The organism is Paenibacillus sp. GCM10028914, assembly GCF_042666275.1.
GTDB lineage: Bacteria > Bacillota > Bacilli > Paenibacillales > Paenibacillaceae > Paenibacillus_AQ.
The window spans coordinates 119,183-143,068 of record NZ_JBHTFO010000001.1 but is presented as its reverse complement, the minus strand read 5'-3'; the positions used below and the strand labels follow the sequence as shown (position 1 = coordinate 143,068).

Sequence of the window (23,886 nt, the reverse complement as noted above, 5' to 3'; positions counted from 1 at the left end):
TACTTTCCTCCCCCTCTCTTCTCTATATCTCTCATTATAAAAGGGCGGTGCCCATCAAATAATTCAGCAAAACAACTAAACATAATACTAATTCAACGATATATATAAAAAAATAAGACTCAGGTCTACCGATAACTTGAGTCTTATCCCTATTTATTCAAATCTTATTTCTTTTTCGGTACTCGCCGGGCGACATACCCATATACTGCTTGAACTGCCTGTTGAAATAAATAATGTTCTTATATCCAGCTTGCTCAGCAATTTCATAGATCTTCTTAGTCGGATCCTCGAGAAGCTCACATACTCTCTGCATGCGCAGCTCACTCATAAAATCGCTAAAGAGACTATTCGTTTCAGCCTTGAACAGATGGCCAAGATAGTTAGGTGAAAAATTAAAATGAGCAGCTACTTCGTTCAGTGTTATTTTATTCTCCAACCGTTCCTTTACGTATTCGATAATTTCATCGATCAACTTTCGTTTTTGCCTTTGCCGCTTCACATAAAGCAGCTCTGAGAGTTCAAAGAACCGTTTTCTGAGCCATGAGAGAATATCGTGCACGGTTTCGAACTGAAACAGTACAAATGGCTGGTGAGAATCCCAATTTAATATCTCGTACAGATGCTCATTCATTTGCTGCAGATCGGCATGAAGCTTAGAGGTAATGCGGATAATGATTTCATAGATATCGTTCTTGTGAGAAAGCGGACTATCGCCGTCAAATAGCTGCAGCAAGCAATCGTCAATGGTCGTAAGGTCGTACTCAAGCATCGCTTTAAGCATCCGATCAACAATAACCTCTAGATCGGTAGCTATTTTCTTCTTGGGCTGCCACTCAGAAGCATCATGGATGATTCTGTTTTTTCCAACAATCCATTTAATGCTTAGCGCTGCCTGTGCCTGCCGGTAGGAATCATGAAGCCTTTCTAATTCAGAAGTATACATTCCTACTCCGATCGTAATTGAATAGAAAAATTCCTGATAAAATGCTTGAATCAGCGCTTCCATTAAGGCAGTGAAATAAGGCTCCTGTATCGCAGCTAGAATAACAAAGTGATAGTCATAGGTAGTGAAGACCAAGCCTATATTATGATCTTCAACGTACTTCCGGATAAATTGATTTGCCTTGCTGCTCCACAAACTCCGCTTTTCTTCAGGCCAGGTTTGAATTTTCCATGCCATGTCGTCGATTTCAATGATGGCGACCGCCGTAGCGCCTTGTAAATATGTCTTGAGAAAGTTATGTATATGCGTCTCGACCTGTCCTGGAGCGGATTCATTAAACCAGCGGAGCAGCAGCTCCTGATTAACAAGTGACAACGTTTCCGATAAGGAGATGTGCTGCTTTCTCTGCTTCTCGATCTTGGCGCACAGCTCCTTCAGTGCCTTTTTCAGTTCATCATCATCAATCGGTTTGAGCAAATAACCGGATGCATTCAATTGAATAGCCTCTTTGGCATAGTTGAAATCCTGATGTCCACTAATAAAAAGAATATGAACCTCAGGATTAATCTCTTTCGCTTTTCGCACAAATTCCACTCCCGACATGATCGGCATACGAATATCGGAGAGAATAATGTCTATCGGATACTGTTCCATCATATTTAAAGCAGCAAACCCGCTTGTCGCCGTTCTAACGCTATGCAAAGGCAAATCTTCATTGCCCACGACACGTCGTCTGAGCCATTCCAATTCAACTGCTTCGTCATCCACTAGCAGAATGTTGATCTCCATCGCCACCATCCCCCTTATTCCTCCATAACATTCCGGATTTCAGCATTATCCACGGGTAAAATGATTTGAACGGTCGTTCCTCCTCCGAAGCAGCTCCCGATATGAATGCCAAAATCATTGCCATATCTCAGTTTAATCCGTTCCTCCACATTTCTAAGGCCATAACCGCCTGGGAGAACCAGACTAGATCGCATCTTCTGAAGGGTATCCGGGCGCATACCAATTCCGTTATCTATGACTTTAAGCTCTATTCGATCCTTTAGATGCTTTCCTGTAATTCGAATTCCTATCGACTCTCCAAACCAAGCATGCTTGAATATATTTTCCACGAAAGGCTGCAGGATCAGTTTAATAATCGGGACATGTAAAATTTCTGGATCGATATCATAATACACCTTAAAAGCATCCGCATATTTTACTTTCTGGATATCTAGATACATTCTTACCTGCTCCAGCTCTTGTTCAATAGAGATATAGACCTGACCTTCATTCAACGTAAGACGATAAAATTTAGAAAGAGCTTGTACCATCCGTGTAACCTTCTCGACCTCTCCTAAATTGGCCAAACTGCCAATAGTAGACAATGTATTATACAAGAAATGCGGGCTGATCTGCGCTTGAAGCACATCTAGTTCAGCTTGCTTTTTCTGTAATCCCTGCTCATAGACATTCTGAATCAGTTCCTGGATATTTGTTGCCATTTCATTAAAGCTATTAGCAATATAAACAAATTCATCGTTGCCGTGGAAACTGATTCTCTTGTAAAAGTTCCCCCCCTGAAACGATCTGACCAAATACACAATTCGCTTAATTTTCTTTCCGGACATACGGGCCACGATGAATCCAATTAAAGCCATGACCAAAAAGCTAATTAAACAAACCGTACCAATCGCTCTCTGCATTTTGCCTGCATCCTTGTTCAGATAGGAATTTGGTACACGCGCTTCAATAACATAGCCTGGCATTGGAAGCTCTTCGTATATCAATAGAGATGAGTTTGGGTCTGGATCTCCATTCTCGGTTCCTAGTTCATAGATAGGCTTTCCAAGGTTCGTATCCATAAGTCGAAGCTGAATACCCTGTTCCGTAGGAAAAGCATCAAAATTACCAAACAGCTCATCGATACGTGCTGTTACACGAATATATCCAATGATGGATGGAGCTACTTTTGATGTTACAAGCTTACGAAAGTATGAAATATTGCCCATCTCCCGATCGTTCTCCGTTTGAAACCACAAGCCATCCTTGTTGTTGGTTACGATTGAATGAAACCATTCTTCGTTCTCAATCGTTTGATGTGACAGAACATAATAATCACTTCTACTAATGGGCATGGACATATCGTCACCATCAATTTCAAGCATCGTTTCGTTGACCGTATAAAGCACAAATCTCAGCTTATTCCCGTATAGCTGTAGCGGTGATTTCATATAAGGGACAATATCATCTCTCATTTTGAGCATATTCTCCAAAGGATCGCCTCTAAATTGAAGCGCATCTTGAAAAGTCGTATTAAGAAACAACGAATTAGTCATTCTTTTGATTTCATCGGTTTGGTATTCAATATTGCTCCTGGTCTGCTTCAAAGCCGTCCTCACATTCGTTTCGGCCATCTCGGTTCTCGACTCTACTAGCATGGTATAGGATATATAACCGATCAATATGTCTGTTAGCAATACAAGAATGAGATAAGGAATCATCATCTTGTATGTGAAAGGTATATACTTCTTACTAGATATGAATCTCTCCATTGGAATACTCCCTTTTATCCGAGTGCAAGCAAGCTGCTAACTGCTGTCGACATCCGTTCTACAAAGCAGTGCAAAAGTTACTATGATTTGATCCATACGTTGTTTGAATCCTCATAGAAATAGACCGTCCGAAGGACGGTCTATTTCCTTTCTTAAAGTCTTTACAGTAGATTCATTATGATCAACACGGCCTCTGCTCTTGTTACTGTCTCGTTTGGTGCAAATAAATTGTCATTACGTCCGCTCATAATTCCTAACTTCTTCACAGCTGCAACCGCATCTCTTGCCCAACCAGGAATTTGGTTAGCGTCAGCAAAATCTGATGACGCTGAGGTCGCTAATTCTACTCCGGCTGCACTAGCGGCTATAACCGCAAGCTCCGAGCGTGTTAGACTAGCTCTCGGACGGAAGGTTTTGTCTTTGTACCCGTGAATAAATTTTGATTCTAAGGCTTGTGCAATGGGTTTTTGAGCCCATGCTGGGATTGAATCTTTGAAGTCCAGTTCCACTCCATTTTCTTTAGGCTTCAACGCATTCATCAGCATAACCGTAAATTCAGCGCGTGTTACCGCAGCATTCGGTTTAAATGTTCCACCTTTATACCCCTTGATCATCCCCATACTCGCCGCTTGTTTAATTTCGGCTTCTGCCCAATGCCCGGAGATATCGCTTAGTTGAACGTCTTTCGTCGGATCAGATGAGGGGACTGTTACTGTTTCTTCAATACTTTTATCAAAGCTAAGATAAAAATCATCAATTGTTCCCCATGCGCCTCCATCAGCTTTAATATTAGCACCGATCGTAAGCGTTCCATCAGTCACGAGAATATTCTGAATTTCAGGATTACTCCACTGTACCCATCCGTTTACACTAGTTTCTTTTTTAATTTCTTCACTTCCTGTTAAGGCAAATAGATTCATATTAGGATTTTTAGTGTCTCCACCTTGTATAAACATAGATAGATTATAATATCCCGGTTTCAGCCCCGAAAGGGCCTGTTCTACTCTAAAGTTCACCGCATCTTCGGAGTAGTAGTGAAGAGAATAGTTTCCGCTCTTAGCATCTGATGCTTTATTCTGATAGTTTGTATGCGGCTTTGTTCCCTCTGGATAGCTGATTTTCCACATGCTTCTATCATTACTTTCAAAGCCTGCATTTAGGACAAGATTCTCTTGTTTAATGACTAGAAAAGCCTTTACCGCCTGACCACCTTCAATAGTTCCACCAATCACATAGCTGCCAGCTCCCTGGCTAATAGCTTTCTCAAACGCAGCTTGGTCCCAGACTACTGAAGTCTTGCCTGAGCTTCCATCGTTGTATGTAACGCTTACATTTTCCGGAAGATGAATTTGCTCTCCAGCAATCGCCGTTATCGAGATATCTTTAATTTCATCTACAGCAACAGGAGCAACCGACCCTGTATTTACATATTTAAAAACATTCAGCGAAGCAAGTGGATGTCCATTAAAATCAAACAATGCTTGATTATCAACTGCACTTCCGCCATACCATAACCCTGCGTCTTTAGGATCATATTCTTTAGCATAGCTAGCTGCCCAACCAGAACCGTATTTCTCCCAAATCTGCTTATTGTTTTCTAGGTTCTCTTTTGGACCTACCGGAAGCCATGCAGGTTCCCAATAAAACACACCAATTCCCGCATCACCCACATTTGCAACGGCCTCGATCACGTCTCTAACCGAGCTGGCCTGGCCTTGGACACTAATTGGATAATTTAAGGTTTGACCTGAACTTTGAGGTGCAGTATTTTCATGTCCATCTCCATCCTCAGCAGTATAGGTGTACGAGGTCTCGGCAACCATCACTTTTTTACCATACGTATCGGCTACCTGTTTCAGGACAGAAGTAAGGTTACTTAATGTGCCGTGCCAGAATGGATAATATGAACTAGCGAAGACATCATAATCTACCTTATTATCCTTTAAGTTTTGTGCATAGGAATCATATCTGCCTTCCGATTCTGGGTTGGTAAAATGCAGCGCGATCAGAATGCTAGGATCAATCTCACGTATCGCCCTACTCCCCTCGTTAAACAATTCACTCATCTTTGACCAGTCAGATTCACCTACAAATTGTCCATTGGTTTCATTGCCTACCTGAACCATACCAACTTTTACACCCTGTTCAAGCAGGTATTTCAGACTGTCTTTGGTATAGTCGTACAAGGATTTCTTCTTATCCTCAAAGCTCATGTTTTCCCATGCCTTTGGTGTATGTTGCTTGCCCGGATCAGCCCAAAAGTCTGAATAATGAAAGTCTACGAGCAGCTTCATACCATTAGCGGTAGCTCTTTTGCCAATTTCAGCCGCACTTGCGAGATCATTATTGCCCCCGCCATAACCATTTCCATTTGAATCAAAAGGATTATTCCATACGCGCACCCGAATATAGTTAACCCCAGCGTCACTTAGCGTTTTAAAAATGTCCTGCTCTTTTTCATTTTCGTTATAAAACTTGACACCGCTTTTTTCTAAAGAAAGAATACTGGAGATATCCACGCCCTTAATAAAGTCAGACCGGAGACCTTCAACCTTCTTCACAGTAATATCCGCAGCAACCGGAGATTCCGATTCGGAACTCACTTGCTTCAGCTCAAAGCTGTCCATATATCCCCATGCTTTTGGAGTACCACTTATGTTCGCTCCAACGACAAGATTCATAGTATCTTGCTCCACAACAAACTTGAGTTTGACCGTCCCCCACTCATTATAGCCCGTGGTGGCAGTTACAGTGCCTTTGTTGTTTCCTGCAAATAACTCAACATTTCCCGCTTCTTCTGCAGCTCCCCCCATCGACTTGAGCGATAGCTCATAGTTTCCTGCAGGGAGGGCCGGAATGGTTTGCTTCACCGAAAAAGTCGGTTTTCCAGCTGCAGTCTCCTTGATCCAATATTTAAATGCTTGTTCATTTGGGTTAAGCGAGGAATCATTAGCATATGGAAATTGACTAAGTTCTAATTGATCCCAATTATTCGTCTCCACTGTCCATGATTGATCATTCCAAAAGTCAGTCTCAAAACCGCCATTCACAATGGATGAACTATTCGTTGAAACTGCAGCCATTGCTGTCCCCATGTTAAAGGATAGTGAACTTACTATTAACAGCGCTACTAATAATACAGAGAAAACCTTTTGTTTACATCTCATGTTGTCATCACCTTTTCATTTTAAATTTCCTATACAAATAGGTTGTCATTCTTTCTTGTAAGCCCTTACAGCTAAATGTACTATGTAAATATACTATAATGAATAAAATATGGAAATACTCAAAAAGTCACCATTAAGGTGACTAGAAAAATACCGTGCATAGAGCGATTGTCATGGTAGCCTTCAACAAAGATTCAGCGAGAAAGAACTAATCACTCATATAATGATATATTGGGTTACGAACACAATCGGTTCGTCAGCACGGATGTATTATGAAAATTCTCATTCTTTACCACCATTAGGCCATATAGAGGTGCCAACAAGCATTGCAATGTTCCCTGCAGATATTTTGTTGCCGCCCAAGGAATGGGCTGTACATAATCTAAATGTAACTCGCTGGACTCCAATGCCTCGCGGCGGACATTTTACCGCTATGGAAGAACCCGATCTTCTGGCCCAGAACATACGTGAGTTCTACAGACCTTTTAGAGTGAAAAAGCTTACTGATCATCCGTAATCAAGCATTTGTAATTCTTGTTTCTGTCCCAAGCTGGCGCTGCTCATGATTGATATGATTACAACAAAAATAGCCAAGGAAGTCCGCAATCAACCTACGGTCTTTCTTGGCTATTGTGCTATCTGTTCAGTCCTTCTTAAAGGAATCTCTAAGTAATAGAGCGCCATGCAGCATTGTTTTTTCGAATGGGCGATTCGGGTTCGCAAGCCGATGGAACAAAATCTCGACAGCTCGTCTTCCCAATGTCTCGTTCGGAACGTGAATGGTGCTCAAAGAGGGAAGTGTCGGGTCCCGTTCTTCATCCGTATGATCGAATCCAGTTACGGCTACTTCCTCGGGCACTTTGACACCGTTTGCAACCAGAGACTTCAAGATCAAATAGGCAAAAAAGTCGTTCGCGCAAATAAAAGCCGAAGGCAATTTCCCCTCTGAAACCAGTTTCGGAATTTCCCGATCGACAATGAGATAGGCGTGCTCCTCCATTTGAAGAAAGGGATCCTCTTCCGGCTTAGGAACATGTAAGCCAGCCTCCTCCATAACCATGCGAAAACCGAGCCAGCGGTCATGGAAGCTACGGGAATATTCCGGGTTTCCAGCGAAACGTATATCGTGATAGCCCTTTTGCAGGACAAGGGATGTCATCTGTCTCATACTATCATAATTATTCATGTATACCGAGTCAGAGGGAACGAGTGCATCTTCATGATCAACAAGAACGAACGGAATGTCTAAATAGCGGATTTCGAGAAGAAGGTTGGTCGCGATATATCCGATGCCGATTAGTCCCAACACGCCGTCCGGGTTAATACTTTTGAGCGCGCGATCCGAGTACCCCTCAGTCACCATCATGACGCCAACTTCCCGCTCAGCCAAGGCCACGGAGACGCCATCGATGATTCTTCCCCAGAACAGAGATTCACGGCTCTGGAATCGAACATTCGGCATGAGAATAATAACGGTCCCCTTGGAAACGGACGTTTCCCCTATGAAATCGCTCCCGCTACTATTTTCTCTTCTGAGAGATTTGGTCTTCATAGAATATCCGAGATCATTCGCAGCCCGAACAATCCTCATCCTCGTCTCTTCAGATACTCCCGGCTTTCCGGACAATGCTTGAGATACGGAAAACTTGGACACGCCGACCCGTTCGGCAATCTGATGCATCGTTACTTTTTTCAATGAGGTTCCCTCCGCATGATCAACTTCTCTCATTGTAACAAAATTATACAAACCATACCATTTTAGTAGCCGAGTTATCTTTTATTACCGTTTCTTGACGTACCATTCCTTCAATACTCGCTCTGCTTTTTTGCCATAAATATCAAAGCCGTTATTCACCTTTGCCTCTTCCAGAGGATACAACTTCACACTCCAATCCCACCAGAAAAAGCCTGCAAACCAAGGCTCCTCCCAGAATGTCTTGATGACAGAGCTATAGAAGTTTGCCTGCTCCTCCTCGCTCACGGGCAGCTCCTTATGCAAAAAATCCCATGGCATTGTTGCGCACCCCAAAGCACTTCGGCATCCGATCTCCAAGAAGGCAATTGGCTTGCCGAATTTGGCGTGCAGCTGAGATAGCTTATCCTTAACAGGCAGCCAATTCTCCATCATCGCCTCCTCACTGTCCCCAGGATGGTTCGCAACAGGATAATAAGCACTGGTACCGATAATATCCACCCGATCAAACCAGGCAATTCCTTCTTCTTTGCCATGATTGGCATTATAAGTGATCGGACCGCTGTATATCTGTCGTACTCGCTCGATCACTGCTGCCCAATGTCCGGTTTTCTTTTCTGTGGTGACCATTTCGCAGCCGATGCAGAACATCTCGCAACCGAGTTCGTGCGCCAGCTCGGCATAGTGACACAAGAAGTTAGTATACGAACGGAACCAAGCGTTCCAATACGGCTCTGCTCCCTCTTCTTCGGGAAAACCGATGTGGGCGCGCCAGATGCCATCAGCTGAATTTACGACGGGTTTCAGGCATACCTTTAACCCTAGCGCGTGAGCATGTTTAACCGCGTATTCGATATCCCGGTCCGTCATCGTAACGCCATAATCGAACGGTATTTCGGTTGAATAAACGCTTGGCTGAACCGTATAAAAAGCCAAAGCGATCCATTCGCTTCCCGTCTCCTTCAATTTACGGAGCGAGTCCAGCGCATGGGGCTGGCGGTAATCTCCGCGTTTGCTGTTCCACCCATAAGTCATACCTTTTATAAACAACTCGTCACTCCTCCCACTTGCAGCTGTCTTATTCTACTAGATGGCAAACAGCAAAATGGCCTTCAGATACTTTTCTCTGCTCCGGTTTGACGCTAACGCAGATTTCCGTTGCAAAAGGGCATCTTGGATGAAATGTGCATCCATTCGGCGGATTTAAAGGAGATGGTATTTCACCTTGGATGGATGTCATCTTCTGCTTTTTCTCCGGACTCTCCGGAATTTTTAATATCGAACTAAGCAGTACCTGAGTATAAGGATGCGTCGGTTTTTTAAACAGTTCATGCGCCGGGGCTTGCTCTACCACTTCTCCCAAATAAAGAACGGCAATTTCATCACTCAAATATTCGACAACCGCCAGATTGTGTGAAATAAAAATGTAGGTGAGGTTAAACTCTTTCTGTAAATCTTTGAGTAACTGGATGACCTGAACCTGAATGGATACGTCGAGTGCGGATACAGGTTCATCGCAAATGATCATTTTCGGATTTAGCGATAAAGCTCTGGCGATGCCAACGCGCTGCAATTGTCCCCCAGACAATTCATGGGGATAAGCATACTGAACTTCATCCGGCAGACCTACCCGTTCAAGCAATTCCAGTACGCGAGCGCGCCGGCTTGCCTTCGTCCCTATTTTATGAATCACCATAGCATCTTCAATGGCATCGTAAACTGTCATTCTCGGATTCAAACTTGCTTTGGGATCCTGAAAAATAATTTGCATCTGCTGACGCAATTCACGGAGATGCTTTTTCTTGATCTTTGATAGATCCATACCATCGAAAATAATCTTCCCTTTATCAGACTCCAGCAAGCGCAGCACCATTCGTCCCAATGTCGATTTCCCCGAGCCGCTCTCGCCTACGATTCCCAGTGTTTTTTCCGCTTCCAAGGTAAAAGAAACGTTCTCGATAGCATGCAGTTTTTTCCCTTGAACACGAAAAGTTTTCGAGACATTCTCTACTTGCAACAAAGGAGAATTAGACAGCATAGGAAGCGACCTCCTCAACATGATGACAGGCTATATAATGATCAACATCAAAGGCTCGAAGCTCCGGTACTTCGTTGAGGCAGCGCTCACTTCTGAACTGGCATCGTTCTGCGAACGGGCAACCTGTCGGGGTCTCCGTAATTGACTTTGCTGCCCCTGGTATAGGAATAATCTCTTTTCCTTTGTGTCCTACTTCAATAATCGAACGTTTCAACCCGAGGGAATACGGATGCATGGCCTTGCGAATAAACTTATCTGTACTGGCCGTCTCCATGATTTGGCCCCCATACATGACGATAATTTTATCGCAAAAATTAGTAGCCAGGCCGAAGTCGTGCGTCACAATGACCACACTCATTCCGCGCTTTCTGCGCAGTTCCTGCAAAAGAGCCAGAATTTGCATCTGAACCGTAACGTCAAGTGCCGTTGTCGGTTCATCAGCAATCAACAATTGCGGTTCACAAGCCAGAGCAATGGCAATCATGATACGCTGACGCATCCCTCCGGAGAACTCGTGAGGATAATTCTTAAACCGCGTATGTGGATCGGGAATCCCCATTTCCTGCAAAAGTTGAATCGTTCTTTTAAAAGCTTCCTTCCGGCTGGCGTATTGATGTGTCAGCATGGCCTCCATAATCTGATCGCCAATGCGCATAATCGGATTTAAGCTTGTCATTGGGTCCTGAAATACCACACCAATGTCGCGTCCGCGAATGTCTTCCAACTGTCTAGGACGTAACCTCAGCAAATCTTTTCCTTGAAACATAGCTTTGCCAGATGTTATTTTTCCATTTTCGCGGAGAAGACCGATCGAAGACATCAAGGTTACGGATTTGCCAGATCCGCTCTCGCCAACAATTCCTAACGCTTCATTTTCATGAATCGCAAAACTGATGCCGTTCACAGCATAAACTTCATCTTCGCTTCTGGAGAACTTTACTTGAAGATTCTCGATCGAAAGTAGCGGCTCTCTCATATCATTTGCCCCCTTTTGGACTGAATGCTTCTTGAAGACCGTCTGCTACAAAAAGGAAGGAAAGCAGCGTGATCGCAAAGATGCCTGCCGGAAAATATAACAACCATGGAAATCCAAGAATGTTCTCACTGGCTTGGGCAATCATGTTACCGAACGAAGGGATCGGAGGTTGAAGTCCCATACCGAAAATACTAAGTCCAGCAATTTGCGTGAGGTCCCCTGGGATGCCAAAGGCAAGTGCTACTCCCATGCTGCCGATGACATTCGGCAACATATACCGTTTGGCAATATGAAACTGAGAAGCGCCCATGGCTCTCGCCGCTTCCACCATTTCACTATTGCGCATGCCCAGTACCAAACTCCGGATGAGTCTCGCATAACCCGCCCAACCCGGAATCCCAATAGCCAATATCAAAGACCAATAACCGCGACCCAGCATAATTACCAAAATCAAGGCAAAGAGAAATCCCGGCAGCGTCATCATAAAGTCGACGGCACGCATAATAATCATATCTGCGATTCCACCACGAAGACCTGCCCACAGCCCCAAGATAATACCGATAATGAAGCTGACTAAAGTCGCTCCAACAGCGATAATGAGTGCACTTCGGATACTGTACAGAATCTGACTGAACATGTCGTGTCCTACGTTATCGGTCCCAAAAATATACTTCCATGTCGGGGCTTGATTAATCGCCAAGAAATCGCCGGTCCGGTAATCATACGGAGCCACCCATGGACCGATGATTCCTGCGAGGCAGAAGATGACGACCCATACTAGACCAATCACGGCAAGTCGATGTTTCTTGAATCGTTTCCAACCTTGATAAAGTTCCGATCTGCGAATATTTTTGTTTTTTTTCAGGACAACGTCTGATTGAGTCTTTGTAACGGTACTAGCCAAATGCGCCCCCTCCTATGATCATATACATGCTAGCTGCTTATAATTTGACGCGAGGATCGATAATGGAATAAATAATGTCCACCAATAAATTCATAATCATGATCATGGAGCCCAGCAAAAATACAGATGTGATGGCAAGCGGAAAATCAAAGCTGGTAAAGGCCGTCTGCATGATCTGTCCAAGACCCGGAATTGCAAAGATTTGCTCAACCCAAATCGTCCCCATGACAGTAAAGGCAAATTGCGGTCCAATGACGGTAATCATCGCGGTCAGTGAGTTTTTAACCCCATGCTTCATGATCATAGGCCAATATTTAACCCCTTTGGCTTTGGCCGTACGAATATAATCGGACCTTAAGGTTTCGATCAAGCTTCCCCGCATATATCTGGCAACAACGCCGACATTCGCGGCGGATAAGCAAATGATTGGTAGAATAGCTTCCTTCCAGTTCCCCCAACCGGTTACAGGCAGTATCCCTTGAAAGACAACACCAAATAACAAAACCAGAATAACCGCGAGAACAAAGGCAGGTATAGCTTGACCTGCAAGCGAGACCGTACTGACGAGATAATCGATCCAGGTATTCCGTTTTAATGCGGCAATAATACCAAGCGGTACTCCGATAATCACCGCCAATAGTACGGAACTGAACGCTAGAATTGTGCTAACCGGCAAAGTTCGCTCCAGTTGCGACATGATCGAAAGCGATGGATTTTGCATAGAGTTTCCGAAATCAAACGTTAATTCATGCCATACATATTTCATAATTTGCTGCCAAAGCGGCAAATTCAGACCATAGCGGCTTTGGAATTGATCCATAACTTCCTGATAGAGGACTGGGTTCTGACCTTGCAATGGCGCTAGAGCCGTGGCCATCGTACTCGTGTTCATGAACCCCCCCGGTGAAAAGTACATCATCATGTAGCTAACCGAAATAACTAAGATTAAGGTGATAATGATTTGGACGATACGCTTGGAGATAAATTTTAAAATGGCCATGATCGCCACCTCCTTTACCGATTCGAGGGCACCCGTACAGATGCCCTCGATCAGTAATTATTCAAACTTCACAACTTCAACTATTCGACATTCAAGAAATGAAGATTATAGAAGTTGCCCCACGCCCAAGGGTTGGATTGCACCCCGGTAATGCCCGGTTTCACCAAGAAGTACTGCACTTGATAGAATAGCGGGATGTCATAAGCATCTTCCAAGAGAGAATTAACGAGCTTGGCTGTGATTGGAGCGGCTTCTTCAACGGTCAAGGCATTCACAAATTGAGCTTGCCACATTCTTTGATCCCGTATTTTTGTGATTTCCGAAGTGTACTTGTTAAAGTAGACTTGAACATCCAGAGCGTTTTGATTCAATTTTCCGCCAGGTGCATTTGGCGCTACGAAGTTCCAAGCCGTCACAAAAGCACCATGCTTCTCATCATCGGTCTTAGCGTTTTTCCAAACATCGACGATTTGCTGCCACTGCTCAGCTGTCGTTGGCACTCCATCTTGTTTCAGATAAGGCTTCCATTCCTCTGGCTGTTCGGAAATCCACTTTTCCAGAAATTCGATATTCTCTTGTGCCGACTTTTCTAGAGCTGCCCAGTCACTCCATGCCACTCCCGCTTTCGCATCTTCCGGATTACCGTATTGCTCTATGGCAGGTTTATAATAGACGTCTTTGCTCCAGTCAACGAATTTTTGGGTAGCTTCTAATGGTGCATCGAGCGTTCCGATGGAGTAGAGTTGTTGAGTTGCCCCCATGTCCAAAGTTCCGGGTTCACTCCAGTTCGTAGCACCGGAAGCTAATACAAATCCTGGTTTCGCATCCGCTTGCGGTCCACTGTACTGGTAGGCGTTGAATTGCGTTTCGTTCAATTGAGATATTTCCGTCTTGATGCCCAAATTTTGCTGGAGGATTTGACCAAGCGCCAAGGCGATTTGTTCACCCTGAGCATCAACTTGTTTAACGCCGATATAAAGCGTAAGCGTCGGCAAGCCTTTGCCACCTTCATAGCCAGCATCCTTCAGTAATTTCTTTGCGCCTTCAATATCTTCTTCAATACCCTTCTCCATTTCTGCGGTCGGCCAGCCCGGGGTGGCAAAGATGTTCGTCGCTCCACCTAATCCGTTCAGGACCGAATCTACGATCGGAGAACGCTGAACCGCTTTTGCAATAGCCTGACGCACTTCTTTTTTATCATAAGGCGATTCCGTTTTAGGATTGCTCCATGCCATATATCGAATGGAATAATTCGGTGCTGAGTAGAGTTGATTTTTCAAATCCGTAGTCTTGACATACTGCAAATCTGAAGCCGTCTGAACGAGAACTACATCCGTTTGTTTGGACATATAGTCTTGGACCGGAACCGTAGTTGCCGGAAGCACGTGGATTGTCTCGACATTCCCGTGATTCAGTTGGTCGACTGGTCCTACATAATTAGGATTGCTTACCATCACGAGCTCGCCGTTAGGGGTAAAGGATTTCACCATGTAAGGTCCGTTGCCCACAAAGTTCTCCGGTTCAAACCATTTGCCCGGATGGGCTTCGGCATTTTTCTGATTCATCGGCATGGAGCCGGAGAGAACCAAGCTTCCCAATAAAGCATGCGGTAACGTAGTTGTAATTTCCAAGGTATAGTCGTCAATGACCTTCAATCCGACTTCCTCTTTACTCACAGAACCGGCATGATAGGCATAACTGTTCTTCACGAAGTTAAGAACGCTGAGCCATAATTGTCCGGTCGTATTGGCCGGATCGAGCTGATACATGTATGAATAATAGAAATCATGTGCCGTTACCGGATCACCGTTGGACCATTTCGCATCTTTTCTGAGTGTAAAGGTCCAAGTATTTTTATCTTCAGATACCGTATAGCCTGTGGCTATTTTCGGAACGATCTCATGGTCTTGATTGTAGCCGTAGAGTCCTTCAAGCAGAGTACCTTGCCCCACCAAAATCTGTCCTTGCCACTGCGTAGGATCCAAGGTAGGCATCTTGGGATTGAAAACGGTTACAGAACTTCCTGCTTTAATTTCCGGATCCGAGCTATTTTTATTTTTGGGCGACTGTGTTTCTTCCGTGATGACCGTCTTCGTCCCGTTATCTCCTTTATCCACCCCACTCTTGTTATTGCTGTTGCTGGAATTGCTATCTGTACATGCAGACGTAAATATCAACGCCAATGACAAGACTATAGCCGAAAATGTGGTTTTCTTATTCACCTTTAAGTAATCCTCCTTAAAAAAATGTTTTTGAAGATTCCAAAAAAAGCTAACATACATTCCAAACAAAACAAGAAAACCTCTTCCAAGACCCCAGTCAAGAAAACTAAATTTAGGCTAACCCCCTTGCTAAACACCTAATTTTAATAACGCTTTCATTTTAAATTCGCTTCTAAAATTTGTCAATAATCATTTTTTTGGCTTATTTTATCCTGATACATCAATGTTTTGTCGCTTTTTTATACATTTAACACGGATGGTTATTTGTTAGGTAAAGTTATGATATATAATGGCGAATTTTGGCGTTAGCAATTTTGTTAGGCACAAAAAACAAAAAAAGCCGCAATCTATATGCGGCCTTTGGGGTAAATATTATCCTCCCTATGAAATGAAAAGTCATTTCTTTAATCGTGAATTTTAGCATTATTCAATGCTTTCACGATTTCAACATCGTGATGATTTATTATATTACTTTTACCTAAATCAAGCGTAGCAATCTGTTCAATATCTTCTTGGCTCAGTGAAAAATCATAAATATTAATATTTTCTGCCATGCGTTCTTTTCGAACTGATTTAGGAATGATAATCACATCTCGTTCAATGTGCCAACGTAAGATGACCTGAGCAACTGTCTTATCGTATTTTTTTGCAATGTCTTCTAGTAATTTGTTATGGAAGATATTGTTGGTACCCTCAGACAAAGGCCCCCACGCTTCCATTCTTACACCATATTCATCCATAACAGCTTTAGCATCGTTTTGTTGGAAGAAAGGATGTACTTCAACCTGATTAACTGCTGGAACTATTTTATTATTTAAGATTAGATCGACTAAACGGTCTGCTTCGAAATTCGAAACACCAATGGCTCTAATTTTTCCTTCTTCATATAATTCTTCCATCGCACGCCAAGATCCATAAACATCACCAAAAGGTTGATGAATTAAGTATAAGTCAAGGTAGTCTAATCCAAGCTTGTTTAATGATGTTTCAAAAGCTTTTTTCGCATTTTCATAACCTTGATCTTGAACCCATAATTTAGTCGTAATAAACAGTTCCTCTCTAGGAATCCCACTACGTTTAATCGCATTACCTACAGCTGATTCATTCATATACGCTGCTGCAGTATCAATACTACGATAGCCAACTTCTAAAGCGTCTAATACACATTGTTCCGTTTCTTCTGGTGAAACCTGATAAACCCCATATCCTTCAATTGGCATTTCAATACCATTATTGAGCTTAACTGTTTGCATTAAATAACCTCCTGTTGATTATTATTGGATTTGTTTCTAAAATGACTATATCAACTTAGAGTCGCTCTAAGTCAAATATAGATAGGAGATTTCATATGTATACAGTAAAAGATGTTGCTGAGCGTTTGGGAATGAATCCTCATACCATCCGATTTTATACAGATCATGATTTAATTCCTGGATTAAAAAGAGATAAAAATAACGTAAGAATATTTGATGAAGATTCAGTAGCGTGGTTATTAGGAGTAAAGAATTTAAGAGATAGCGGGATGTCCTTAGAATCTATTAAAAGTTATATTGAACTGTGTTTAATAGGAGACGAATCTTTGCCAGAGAGAATTGAAATTGTTCGACAACAAAGAGAGAACATAGAAAATCAATTAATAGACTTGATGCGTTGTGCAAAGTACTTGGACAATAAGTTGGCTTTGTACCAAAAATTGATTAGTGGAGAAATTTCTATAGACGTAACTAATCCCAATCAATGGGATAAGAATAAAAACGATGATGAGGCTTTCGATATTAGAAACCAATGTTCCGTTAATTCTCTTTAATTTTCTCTTGATTACTCCCTAACAACCCCATGCATACTGGGAGATCAAGGGGGATAAAAAAGAGACCTGTGCCTTGAGCGCAGGTCTCTTTTTTAATGTTTATCGTACATACAACGAGTGAAAAGTGTTATCGTCTCTCCTTTTCCAGCGTTTTTATTCTTTGTACTGACGATCATAACCTTGCTGGTAAGTTTCCAGATATAGTTTAAGTCCGATTTTGTCCAGACTTTCTACATACTTATCCCAATCTATATCCAGATTCAAATCTCCCGTAATAAAACGAACGGTTGATTCCTTTACATAATTGGCCAATTCGACGGATATCGTCTGAATTTGCTGACTCTCTTCATCCTTGAATTTAATGGGTGGTAATACAGATAATGCATCGGTCTTTGGAACATAGGGTTCATATTTATTTTTCGTTTCATCACGTAACATCAACTCTAACCCTTCTGCGCTAAAGGGATCCACATTCGGATCCACCGCTTCGCCAAATCGGAATTCCTCCGGTGCATAATTGATCCCGATCTGCATTAATGAATGGTTTTGCGGTTCCTCGACATATGGAATAATTCTTTGCGATAGAGCCGGTTGCCCATTCAATCCAACATCGCCCGGTTTGGGATCTTCCCATCCTACTCCCTTCAACCCTACTTTTTTTGTAATGGCTCCTTCGAAGGTATAAATGTAGTCAGCCCACCGAAGCGCAGCTTCCGGATTCTTGCTCGTAGCCGGAATATAGAATGATCCCGGGATAGCAGCATCGTATTTCGAATGGGTTGCATATCGAACGCCGTTCGGACCTTCGAGTGGTGCCAGTGCGACATAATGTCTGTATCGTTCCGGGCCGACGGATGCCTCATCAATGATGTTGACATTCGCCCCCGACACAAAAGCTCCTAATATTTCGGCATCTGGGTTGGCTGCCAATTGTCTCAATTGATCATTATTTTGTGTATACGAGGGATTATAAAGCAAGCCTTCTTTATATAATCGTTGAATGTATTTCAATCCATCGCGGTATTCCGGTGTATTCACAATGGTTTCCACTTTATTGTCCTTAACAATAAGTTTTAAGTCATCCGAATTGGTATACGTAAATGCGTTCATGAGAAAGATATTTGGATCTGTGTTCCATCCGCTGGTAGCTCCGGCAAACGGAATTTCATCAGCCTTTCCATTGCCGTTCGGATCTTTCTCTTTAAACGCTTTCAATACTTGATAAAATTCTTCGGTTGTTTTCGGTTCTTCCAGCCCAAGCTCCTCCAACCAATGTTTATTGATCCAAACTTTTTTCGACATGCTGCAATGGTAACAATCATTCCATGAAGGCAAGCCGTAAATTTTTCCGTCCGTTGCCGTAATAATGCCTCGCAGGCCATCGTGTTTCTGCATAACTTTTTCAAAGTTTGGCGCATACTTCGGTATCATGTCGTCCAAAGGCAAGAACATCTGCTGAGATACTGCGTATTGTTCCTCATTAAATGTGACCCCAAAAAAAGCATCCGGCAGTTCACCGCTGTTTAAAATTAGATTCACCTTTTCCGTGGCCGAATCTGATGGAATGACGTCCCACTCGATTTCAATGTTTGTTTTCTCTTCGTACCATTTAACAAAATCATTATTCTTGTAATCGATAATCATCGGATCTTGTATAACAAGAAATTTGAGCTTCGTTTTATTTTGTACAATTGGGAATGTCTCTCCCTCAGCAACTTCTTCACGCTCTTCAGTAACGCCTGAACTCGCATTTTTAGAAAAGCATCCTGAAGTAATCATTGCGAGAACGATGACACATAAGACCGTCAAGTGAAATTTCTTCTTCATTGTAACCCCCACATAAATTTATTTTTTTCATCTGCCAGGACTCATTACCTACTAGCCTTTAATCGAACCAATCATGACGCCCTTAACAAAATATTTTTGTACAAATGGGTAAATGAGTAGAACAGGAACGCTAGCTACTACGATGACGGCGTATTTCAGCACATCGGCCAGACCTTGTTTGCGCTGCAGCACCTCAAAGTCCACGACCATTGTCGGGTCGATATTGTTTACCACTAGAATGCTCCTCAATATGATTTGCAGTGGGAACAGCTCTGGCGATTTTAAATAAATGAGTGCACTGAAGTACGTATTCCAATGGCCGACGCCGTAATAAAGCGCCATTACAGCAATGATCGGAGCTGATAGCTTGATGGCGATGCTGGCCAAAAAGCGGAAATCTCCTGCACCATCTAGCTGCGCTGCTTCATAGAGCTCTTGTGGAATGGTTGCCTGAAAGAACGTCCTCGTGATGATGACATTCCAAACGGACATTGCAGCCGGGATGATCAGGGCCCAGCGAGAATCCAACAATCCCAAATTTTTGACAAGCAGGTAACTGGGAATGAGTCCCCCTGAAATAAACATCGTGATTACAAAATAAAGCGTCACTACACTTCTTCCTTGCAACTCTTTACGAGAAAGAGGATAAGCCGCAAACACAGTCATAACGATATTCAGTGTTGTACCGACAACCATATAAAACAAAGAGTTCATGAATCCAGTTACGATTTGCGAATTTTTGAACACCGCTACATAACCTTGCAGAGTTGGTTTTACAGGAAATAACCACACCTTCCCTGAAACAACGGCTTGCGGATCGCTAAAGGATGAACTAAGGACAAATAACAGTGGGTAAGCTACGACAATAAAGCCTGCACCTAGTACTACATATACAAATACATCGAATATCCGATCCCCGACTGTTGGTTTAATCAATTTGCTCATCATGTCACCCCCTCAGATAAGTGTGCTGTAGAATTACGTCAATCCAGGCAAGTGAAAGCATCTTCATTTCAGTGCTTACCAGAGCCCGGAGTCTGTTAGCTTTCTCGCTGTAAAATTGGCGATGATGAGTAAAATTAAATTAATAATGGAGTTAAATAAACCAATCGCTGTAGAAAATCCATAGTTAGAGTTGATGAGTCCTACTTTATATACATATGTTGAAATGATTTCGGAAACAGAAAGATTCAAATTGTTCTGCATCAAATAAATCGTCTCAAATCCAACACTCATAATGCCACCGATGCTTAATACAAGTAAAATGACAATGGTGGACCTGATGCTTGGTAAGTCAACATGCCATATCCGTCTTACCTTACTTGCACCATCAATGATGCTTGCCTCCTGCAGATCTTTGCTTACTCCTGCGAGCGCCGCCAAATAGATGATGGCTCCATACCCAGTCCCTTGCCAAATTCCCATCCAGACGTAAATCGATCTGAAAGATTGTGGATCTCCCATGAAATTAATCGGGTCCCCACCGAAAAGTTGGATGAATTGATTGATTAGACCGATACGTGGATCCAGCACTTGCATAACGATCCCTACCAGGACAACCGAGGAAATAAAATACGGCGCATAAGTTAACATTTGTACCGATTTCTTAAACCACTGTACCCGAACTTCATTCAATGCTACAGCCAGCAAAATCGGCAACGGAAAACCTGCGACAAGCGAGTATAAACTGATAAGAATCGTATTTTTTATGATTCTCCAGCTTGAAGGAGAACTGAAGAATTGTTCAAAGTGGCTGAACCCCACCCAAGGACTACCGATGATTCCTTCTAGAAGTTTATATTGTTTGAAAGCGAGAAGGACACCGTACATAGGAACATAGCTAAAGATAGCAACGTAAATGATTGGCGGCAAAATCAGGACATACAGTGGCCAATGAGCTAGCATTTTTTTAAAGCCGGTTCTCATTCTTACTTTTATCGCTGGTTTATGTAGGAGTAATTTCGTATGCGCTTTCATGATCTGCGATCACCTCCCTTCACTCGTCATATATGGAACTGTGATTCAAATTATCATGGACGAATGAAGTTTCACAACAGACATGATTTGATGAGCGGACTATTCTTCATAAACAGGAATATTTAAAAAGTTAATGACAGCCAACTTGATGAGGACATTTTTTAAAGAGCGGACCAATGCTAAAAATAGACATTAATACTAAAAAAGATGACCTTTGTTTGGTTTCGAGACCAAAGCAATGGGCATCTCATTTGAATCCGGTATTCTTGGTTAAGTGGAATAGGCCATCGGAGAAACCCCCATTACTCGCTTAAAAGCTCTTCGAAACGAACGATCACTGCTATATCCGACCATCAGAGCAACATCCTTGATCGATATCTCTCGAGTTCTAAGTAGTTCGCATGCTCGACTAATTCGCATACTTTCAATGTAGTCACTGAATGTCATCCCCAAATGCTCCTTTATTAACTGGTACATCATGGTTTCGGTTGTCTTAAATTCATCGGCGACCATAGACAAAGTCAAATCGTCGCGTACATAATTCTGCTGAATATACTCCTTTACTTGATTACGCAGCTCCGTTTTTGCAGATTGATTATTGAAGTGAATAGCTTCGCAGTATTCAAGGTACACATCTCTGATTTTACTAAAGTGCTCCTCAATACTGTCATTCCTCTTCTGTATTCCCATGGACAGTTCACTCATGGCCATAGCTTTGGTTTGATCTAATCCCCTGGATACTGCGCCAATCATCAAAGAGAGAAACTGCTCCGCATCTGGCACGGATAAATTCCTTGTTACGAAATTTTCATTGTACAGTAGTGTCAATACTTGTTCCACATCCGTTCGATTCCCGGATTTTATACTGTTAATCAATCTTAATTCTAAGTCTATTGGAAAGTAGTACTTATCGCTTTCTTGCGGTATGTCCTCATAACGAGCAAACCTTTGTCCCTGATTTTTATTCAGTACATACTCCAGTGCTTGCTTTGCCTCATAAAAAGACATGTTTATATCGCGTATCCCCTTATAAACTCTGCCGAACGCAAAGGACAACCTCATGTGACTAGAATTATCTAGGGTATGGGAAAAGCTCTGAATGATCGATTTCGCATCCTCAATACCAAATTGCCTGTCTTTGTCTTCGTCGTTGAATTCGATAATAAGCGCAAATTTATTCTCGTCAATATCGTATTTGAAATACGTTAAATGCGTCATAGCTCCATCAATTGCATCGTTAATTACAATCTTTATCATTCGAATTTCCTCGAGAGAGGCTTCACTCGTGTTTCCTTTCAATTCATCTACGCGTAACAGAAGAACGAAAAAACTCCGATCAGATATTTCCATGCCAATATTATTTTGAAATATTTCGATTTCTTTATCATCAATGGATTCACCATAAAGAAGCCGGCGGAAAAACGCTTGCTGAAGTAAAGGAATATGCTCTTGTACCTTCTCATTTAGCAGTTGGTGATTTTCTATCAATCGGGAAATGGAGTCATTCAAATAGTTATATTCGTTCGTATGTCGTTCTTCTGCACTACCGAGCCATCCCCGTAATTGTTGAAGCAATTGCTTTATAGGCTTCCAATCACGATAGCCAAGAAATAGGGCAAGAAAAGTGCCCAACACGATCGTTATGAGCGCTGCTACTGTGGTAATATTTTTAATGTGTTGCACTTTGGCAAGTACCAAGGAGGCAGGCACAGCGGATACGTAATTCCAGCCATTCAGACTAGAAACTGCTCGTGAAACATACAGTTCGTCTCCATTTTCTGTTTTGAAAAAACCGTCTTTATTTAGTGAAGCCTCTAGTTCCTCCGGCGTCACCTTCGTCTGTTTCCCCGTTACGGATGTGACAACTTTCCCCTCTTCATCGCTTATATAAATCAATCCGCTTGCCGCAATATCCAATCTACTTAATAACTGATTAATTTGGTTTTGGTCAATCAAAATTAGAACAACACCGAGCGGATTATTTATAGCATCCACAGGAAACGAATGCAGATAATAGAGTACTTCTTGTTGTTTCTTATCCAATGTCACTTGGCTGCCAGGCAAAAATGTTGATTGATGAAACCGATCCCAAAGCATTTGATGAAATTGTTGCTTGTCAAAGGAAACATTCTCCCGAAACAAGCTCTTCCAAAACCATTCTATATCTGGAAATGACGTATCTGAAGAGATTATAACGGAATTGCTACGGAAGAATACGAAGTGATTAAGGACGAATGTGTTGATTGAGTGAAAATTTGGGCTGTCATTAATTGCCTTCCAAACAAGATACTGTTTCGGTGAGCCCTCCTCGATGTTTCTGACGTTCATAAGTGAAATCATTTTAGAATCGAGGGCTATCTGTCTACCGATCCCTTCGACCTCTTGAAGGCGAGCATCCATAACCTGTCTTGTTTGTTCTAGCATCAATAAATTATGCTGCATCGCATCAGTTTTAACTGTCTGCACAGCTGTATTGTATACAAAACTACTGATTAGTATGGGTATGATCAGTACAAGTAGATACGAGACCGATAATTTCCAGAATAACGACCGCCGGATTCGCCATTTGTAAATAACCAATGCAGTCCTCCTTATCAATCTAATTTTGTTCTTATGTCAGCTTAACGAGGTAGATTCTTTAAATTGTCGATAGGAAGCGCTTTCAATCATGGAAATACAATTCCATATCGCATAAGCCGGCAATTCTATTGACATTTTATAGAAGAACTAATTGTTTGACAAGTCAAATTGTAGCACCCTTGTTCAAATCTCCATTATTATCTCATCTTACC

Annotated in this window: 17 protein-coding genes; 2 read left to right on the top strand and 15 right to left on the bottom strand. The window is 42.4% G+C overall.

What is annotated here, in order from left to right:
* Window positions 1-157: 157 nt before the first annotated feature.
* The 3 genes from ACFQV5_RS00670 to ACFQV5_RS00660 all read right to left on the bottom strand — a co-directional run bounded on the left by ACFQV5_RS00670 (window position 158) and on the right by ACFQV5_RS00660 (window position 6,650).
* Window positions 158-1,732, bottom strand: coding sequence for a response regulator (locus tag ACFQV5_RS00670; RefSeq protein WP_379242565.1), 1,575 nt, complete (start codon window positions 1,730-1,732; stop codon window positions 158-160).
* 14 nt (window positions 1,733-1,746) lie between these two features.
* Complete coding sequence (locus ACFQV5_RS00665) at window positions 1,747-3,483, bottom strand: sensor histidine kinase (RefSeq protein ID WP_379242563.1); 1,737 nt, start codon at window positions 3,481-3,483, stop codon at window positions 1,747-1,749.
* Window positions 3,484-3,644: 161 nt separating this feature from the next.
* Complete coding sequence (locus tag ACFQV5_RS00660) at window positions 3,645-6,650, bottom strand: glycosyl hydrolase 53 family protein (protein WP_379242561.1); 3,006 nt, start codon at window positions 6,648-6,650, stop codon at window positions 3,645-3,647.
* 223 nt (window positions 6,651-6,873) lie between these two features.
* On the opposite strand from ACFQV5_RS00660, the gene ACFQV5_RS00655 reads away from it, so the two are divergent.
* Window positions 6,874-7,167 carry an alpha/beta fold hydrolase gene (locus ACFQV5_RS00655; RefSeq protein WP_379242559.1) on the top strand — a complete coding sequence of 98 codons (294 nt, stop codon included), beginning with the start codon at window positions 6,874-6,876 and terminating at the stop codon, window positions 7,165-7,167.
* A gap of 126 nt (window positions 7,168-7,293) precedes the next feature.
* On the opposite strand, the gene ACFQV5_RS00650 is transcribed toward ACFQV5_RS00655, so the two are convergent.
* From ACFQV5_RS00650 to ACFQV5_RS00615, 8 genes are all read right to left on the bottom strand, one after another.
* Window positions 7,294-8,346: a LacI family DNA-binding transcriptional regulator gene (locus ACFQV5_RS00650; protein WP_379242557.1), complete on the bottom strand. Its 1,053-nt coding sequence runs from the start codon at window positions 8,344-8,346 to the stop codon at window positions 7,294-7,296.
* Between the two features lie 84 nt (window positions 8,347-8,430).
* A complete protein-coding gene (locus tag ACFQV5_RS00645; protein ID WP_483874785.1) occupies window positions 8,431-9,393 on the bottom strand; it encodes a glycoside hydrolase family 113 in 963 nt (320 codons plus the stop codon).
* Window positions 9,394-9,421: 28 nt separating this feature from the next.
* On the bottom strand, window positions 9,422-10,381 hold the full coding sequence (locus tag ACFQV5_RS00640) for an ABC transporter ATP-binding protein (protein ID WP_379242555.1): 960 nt from the start codon (window positions 10,379-10,381) through the stop codon (window positions 9,422-9,424).
* Window positions 10,371-11,357 (bottom strand): ABC transporter ATP-binding protein, encoded by a 987-nt coding sequence (locus ACFQV5_RS00635; RefSeq protein ID WP_379242553.1) that lies wholly within the window; start codon window positions 11,355-11,357, stop codon window positions 10,371-10,373. The genes ACFQV5_RS00640 and ACFQV5_RS00635 overlap by 11 nt, the downstream gene beginning before the upstream one ends.
* A 1-nt stretch (window position 11,358) precedes the next feature.
* A complete protein-coding gene (locus ACFQV5_RS00630; RefSeq protein ID WP_379242551.1) occupies window positions 11,359-12,261 on the bottom strand; it encodes an ABC transporter permease in 903 nt (300 codons plus the stop codon).
* Window positions 12,262-12,298: 37 nt separating this feature from the next.
* Entirely contained in the window at window positions 12,299-13,261 is a 963-nt protein-coding gene (locus tag ACFQV5_RS00625; protein WP_379242549.1) for an ABC transporter permease, read from the bottom strand.
* An 80-nt stretch (window positions 13,262-13,341) separates the two neighbouring features.
* On the bottom strand, window positions 13,342-15,483 hold the full coding sequence (locus ACFQV5_RS00620; RefSeq protein ID WP_379242547.1) for a peptide ABC transporter substrate-binding protein: 2,142 nt from the start codon (window positions 15,481-15,483) through the stop codon (window positions 13,342-13,344).
* A gap of 404 nt (window positions 15,484-15,887) precedes the next feature.
* Entirely contained in the window at window positions 15,888-16,736 is an 849-nt protein-coding gene (locus ACFQV5_RS00615; protein ID WP_379242545.1) for an aldo/keto reductase, read from the bottom strand.
* Window positions 16,737-16,831: 95 nt separating this feature from the next.
* Here ACFQV5_RS00615 and ACFQV5_RS00610 point away from each other — a divergent pair, with 95 nt between their 5' ends.
* On the top strand, window positions 16,832-17,290 hold the full coding sequence (locus ACFQV5_RS00610) for a MerR family transcriptional regulator (RefSeq protein WP_379242543.1): 459 nt from the start codon (window positions 16,832-16,834) through the stop codon (window positions 17,288-17,290).
* A 153-nt stretch (window positions 17,291-17,443) separates the two neighbouring features.
* Here ACFQV5_RS00610 and ACFQV5_RS00605 read toward each other — a convergent pair whose 3' ends face one another.
* The 4 genes from ACFQV5_RS00605 to ACFQV5_RS00590 form a co-directional block, all read right to left on the bottom strand.
* Window positions 17,444-19,117: an ABC transporter substrate-binding protein gene (locus ACFQV5_RS00605; RefSeq protein ID WP_379242541.1), complete on the bottom strand. Its 1,674-nt coding sequence runs from the start codon at window positions 19,115-19,117 to the stop codon at window positions 17,444-17,446.
* 51 nt (window positions 19,118-19,168) lie between these two features.
* Window positions 19,169-20,065 (bottom strand): carbohydrate ABC transporter permease, encoded by an 897-nt coding sequence (locus tag ACFQV5_RS00600; RefSeq protein WP_379242539.1) that lies wholly within the window; start codon window positions 20,063-20,065, stop codon window positions 19,169-19,171.
* 72 nt (window positions 20,066-20,137) lie between these two features.
* Window positions 20,138-21,094: an ABC transporter permease gene (locus tag ACFQV5_RS00595; protein WP_379242537.1), complete on the bottom strand. Its 957-nt coding sequence runs from the start codon at window positions 21,092-21,094 to the stop codon at window positions 20,138-20,140.
* 270 nt (window positions 21,095-21,364) lie between these two features.
* Entirely contained in the window at window positions 21,365-23,674 is a 2,310-nt protein-coding gene (locus tag ACFQV5_RS00590) for a helix-turn-helix domain-containing protein (protein WP_379242535.1), read from the bottom strand.
* Between the last annotated feature and the right edge of the window lie 212 nt (window positions 23,675-23,886).

What these genes read in the sequence shown, in the direction of transcription:
- ACFQV5_RS00670 (WP_379242565.1), bottom strand. Translation starts at nt 1,732, where the DNA reads ATGGAGATCAACATTCTGCTAGTGGATGACGAAGCAGTTGAATTGGAA.
- ACFQV5_RS00665 (WP_379242563.1), bottom strand. Translation starts at nt 3,483, where the DNA reads ATGGAGAGATTCATATCTAGTAAGAAGTATATACCTTTCACATACAAG.
- ACFQV5_RS00660 (WP_379242561.1), bottom strand. Translation starts at nt 6,650, where the DNA reads ATGAGATGTAAACAAAAGGTTTTCTCTGTATTATTAGTAGCGCTGTTA.
- ACFQV5_RS00655 (WP_379242559.1), top strand. Translation starts at nt 6,874, where the DNA reads ATGATATATTGGGTTACGAACACAATCGGTTCGTCAGCACGGATGTAT.
- ACFQV5_RS00640 (WP_379242555.1), bottom strand. Translation starts at nt 10,381, where the DNA reads ATGCTGTCTAATTCTCCTTTGTTGCAAGTAGAGAATGTCTCGAAAACT.
- ACFQV5_RS00635 (WP_379242553.1), bottom strand. Translation starts at nt 11,357, where the DNA reads ATGAGAGAGCCGCTACTTTCGATCGAGAATCTTCAAGTAAAGTTCTCC.
- ACFQV5_RS00625 (WP_379242549.1), bottom strand. Translation starts at nt 13,261, where the DNA reads ATGGCCATTTTAAAATTTATCTCCAAGCGTATCGTCCAAATCATTATC.
- ACFQV5_RS00615 (WP_379242545.1), bottom strand. Translation starts at nt 16,736, where the DNA reads ATGCAAACAGTTAAGCTCAATAATGGTATTGAAATGCCAATTGAAGGA.
- ACFQV5_RS00610 (WP_379242543.1), top strand. Translation starts at nt 16,832, where the DNA reads ATGTATACAGTAAAAGATGTTGCTGAGCGTTTGGGAATGAATCCTCAT.
- ACFQV5_RS00605 (WP_379242541.1), bottom strand. Translation starts at nt 19,117, where the DNA reads ATGAAGAAGAAATTTCACTTGACGGTCTTATGTGTCATCGTTCTCGCA.
- ACFQV5_RS00600 (WP_379242539.1), bottom strand. Translation starts at nt 20,065, where the DNA reads ATGATGAGCAAATTGATTAAACCAACAGTCGGGGATCGGATATTCGAT.
- ACFQV5_RS00595 (WP_379242537.1), bottom strand. Translation starts at nt 21,094, where the DNA reads ATGAAAGCGCATACGAAATTACTCCTACATAAACCAGCGATAAAAGTA.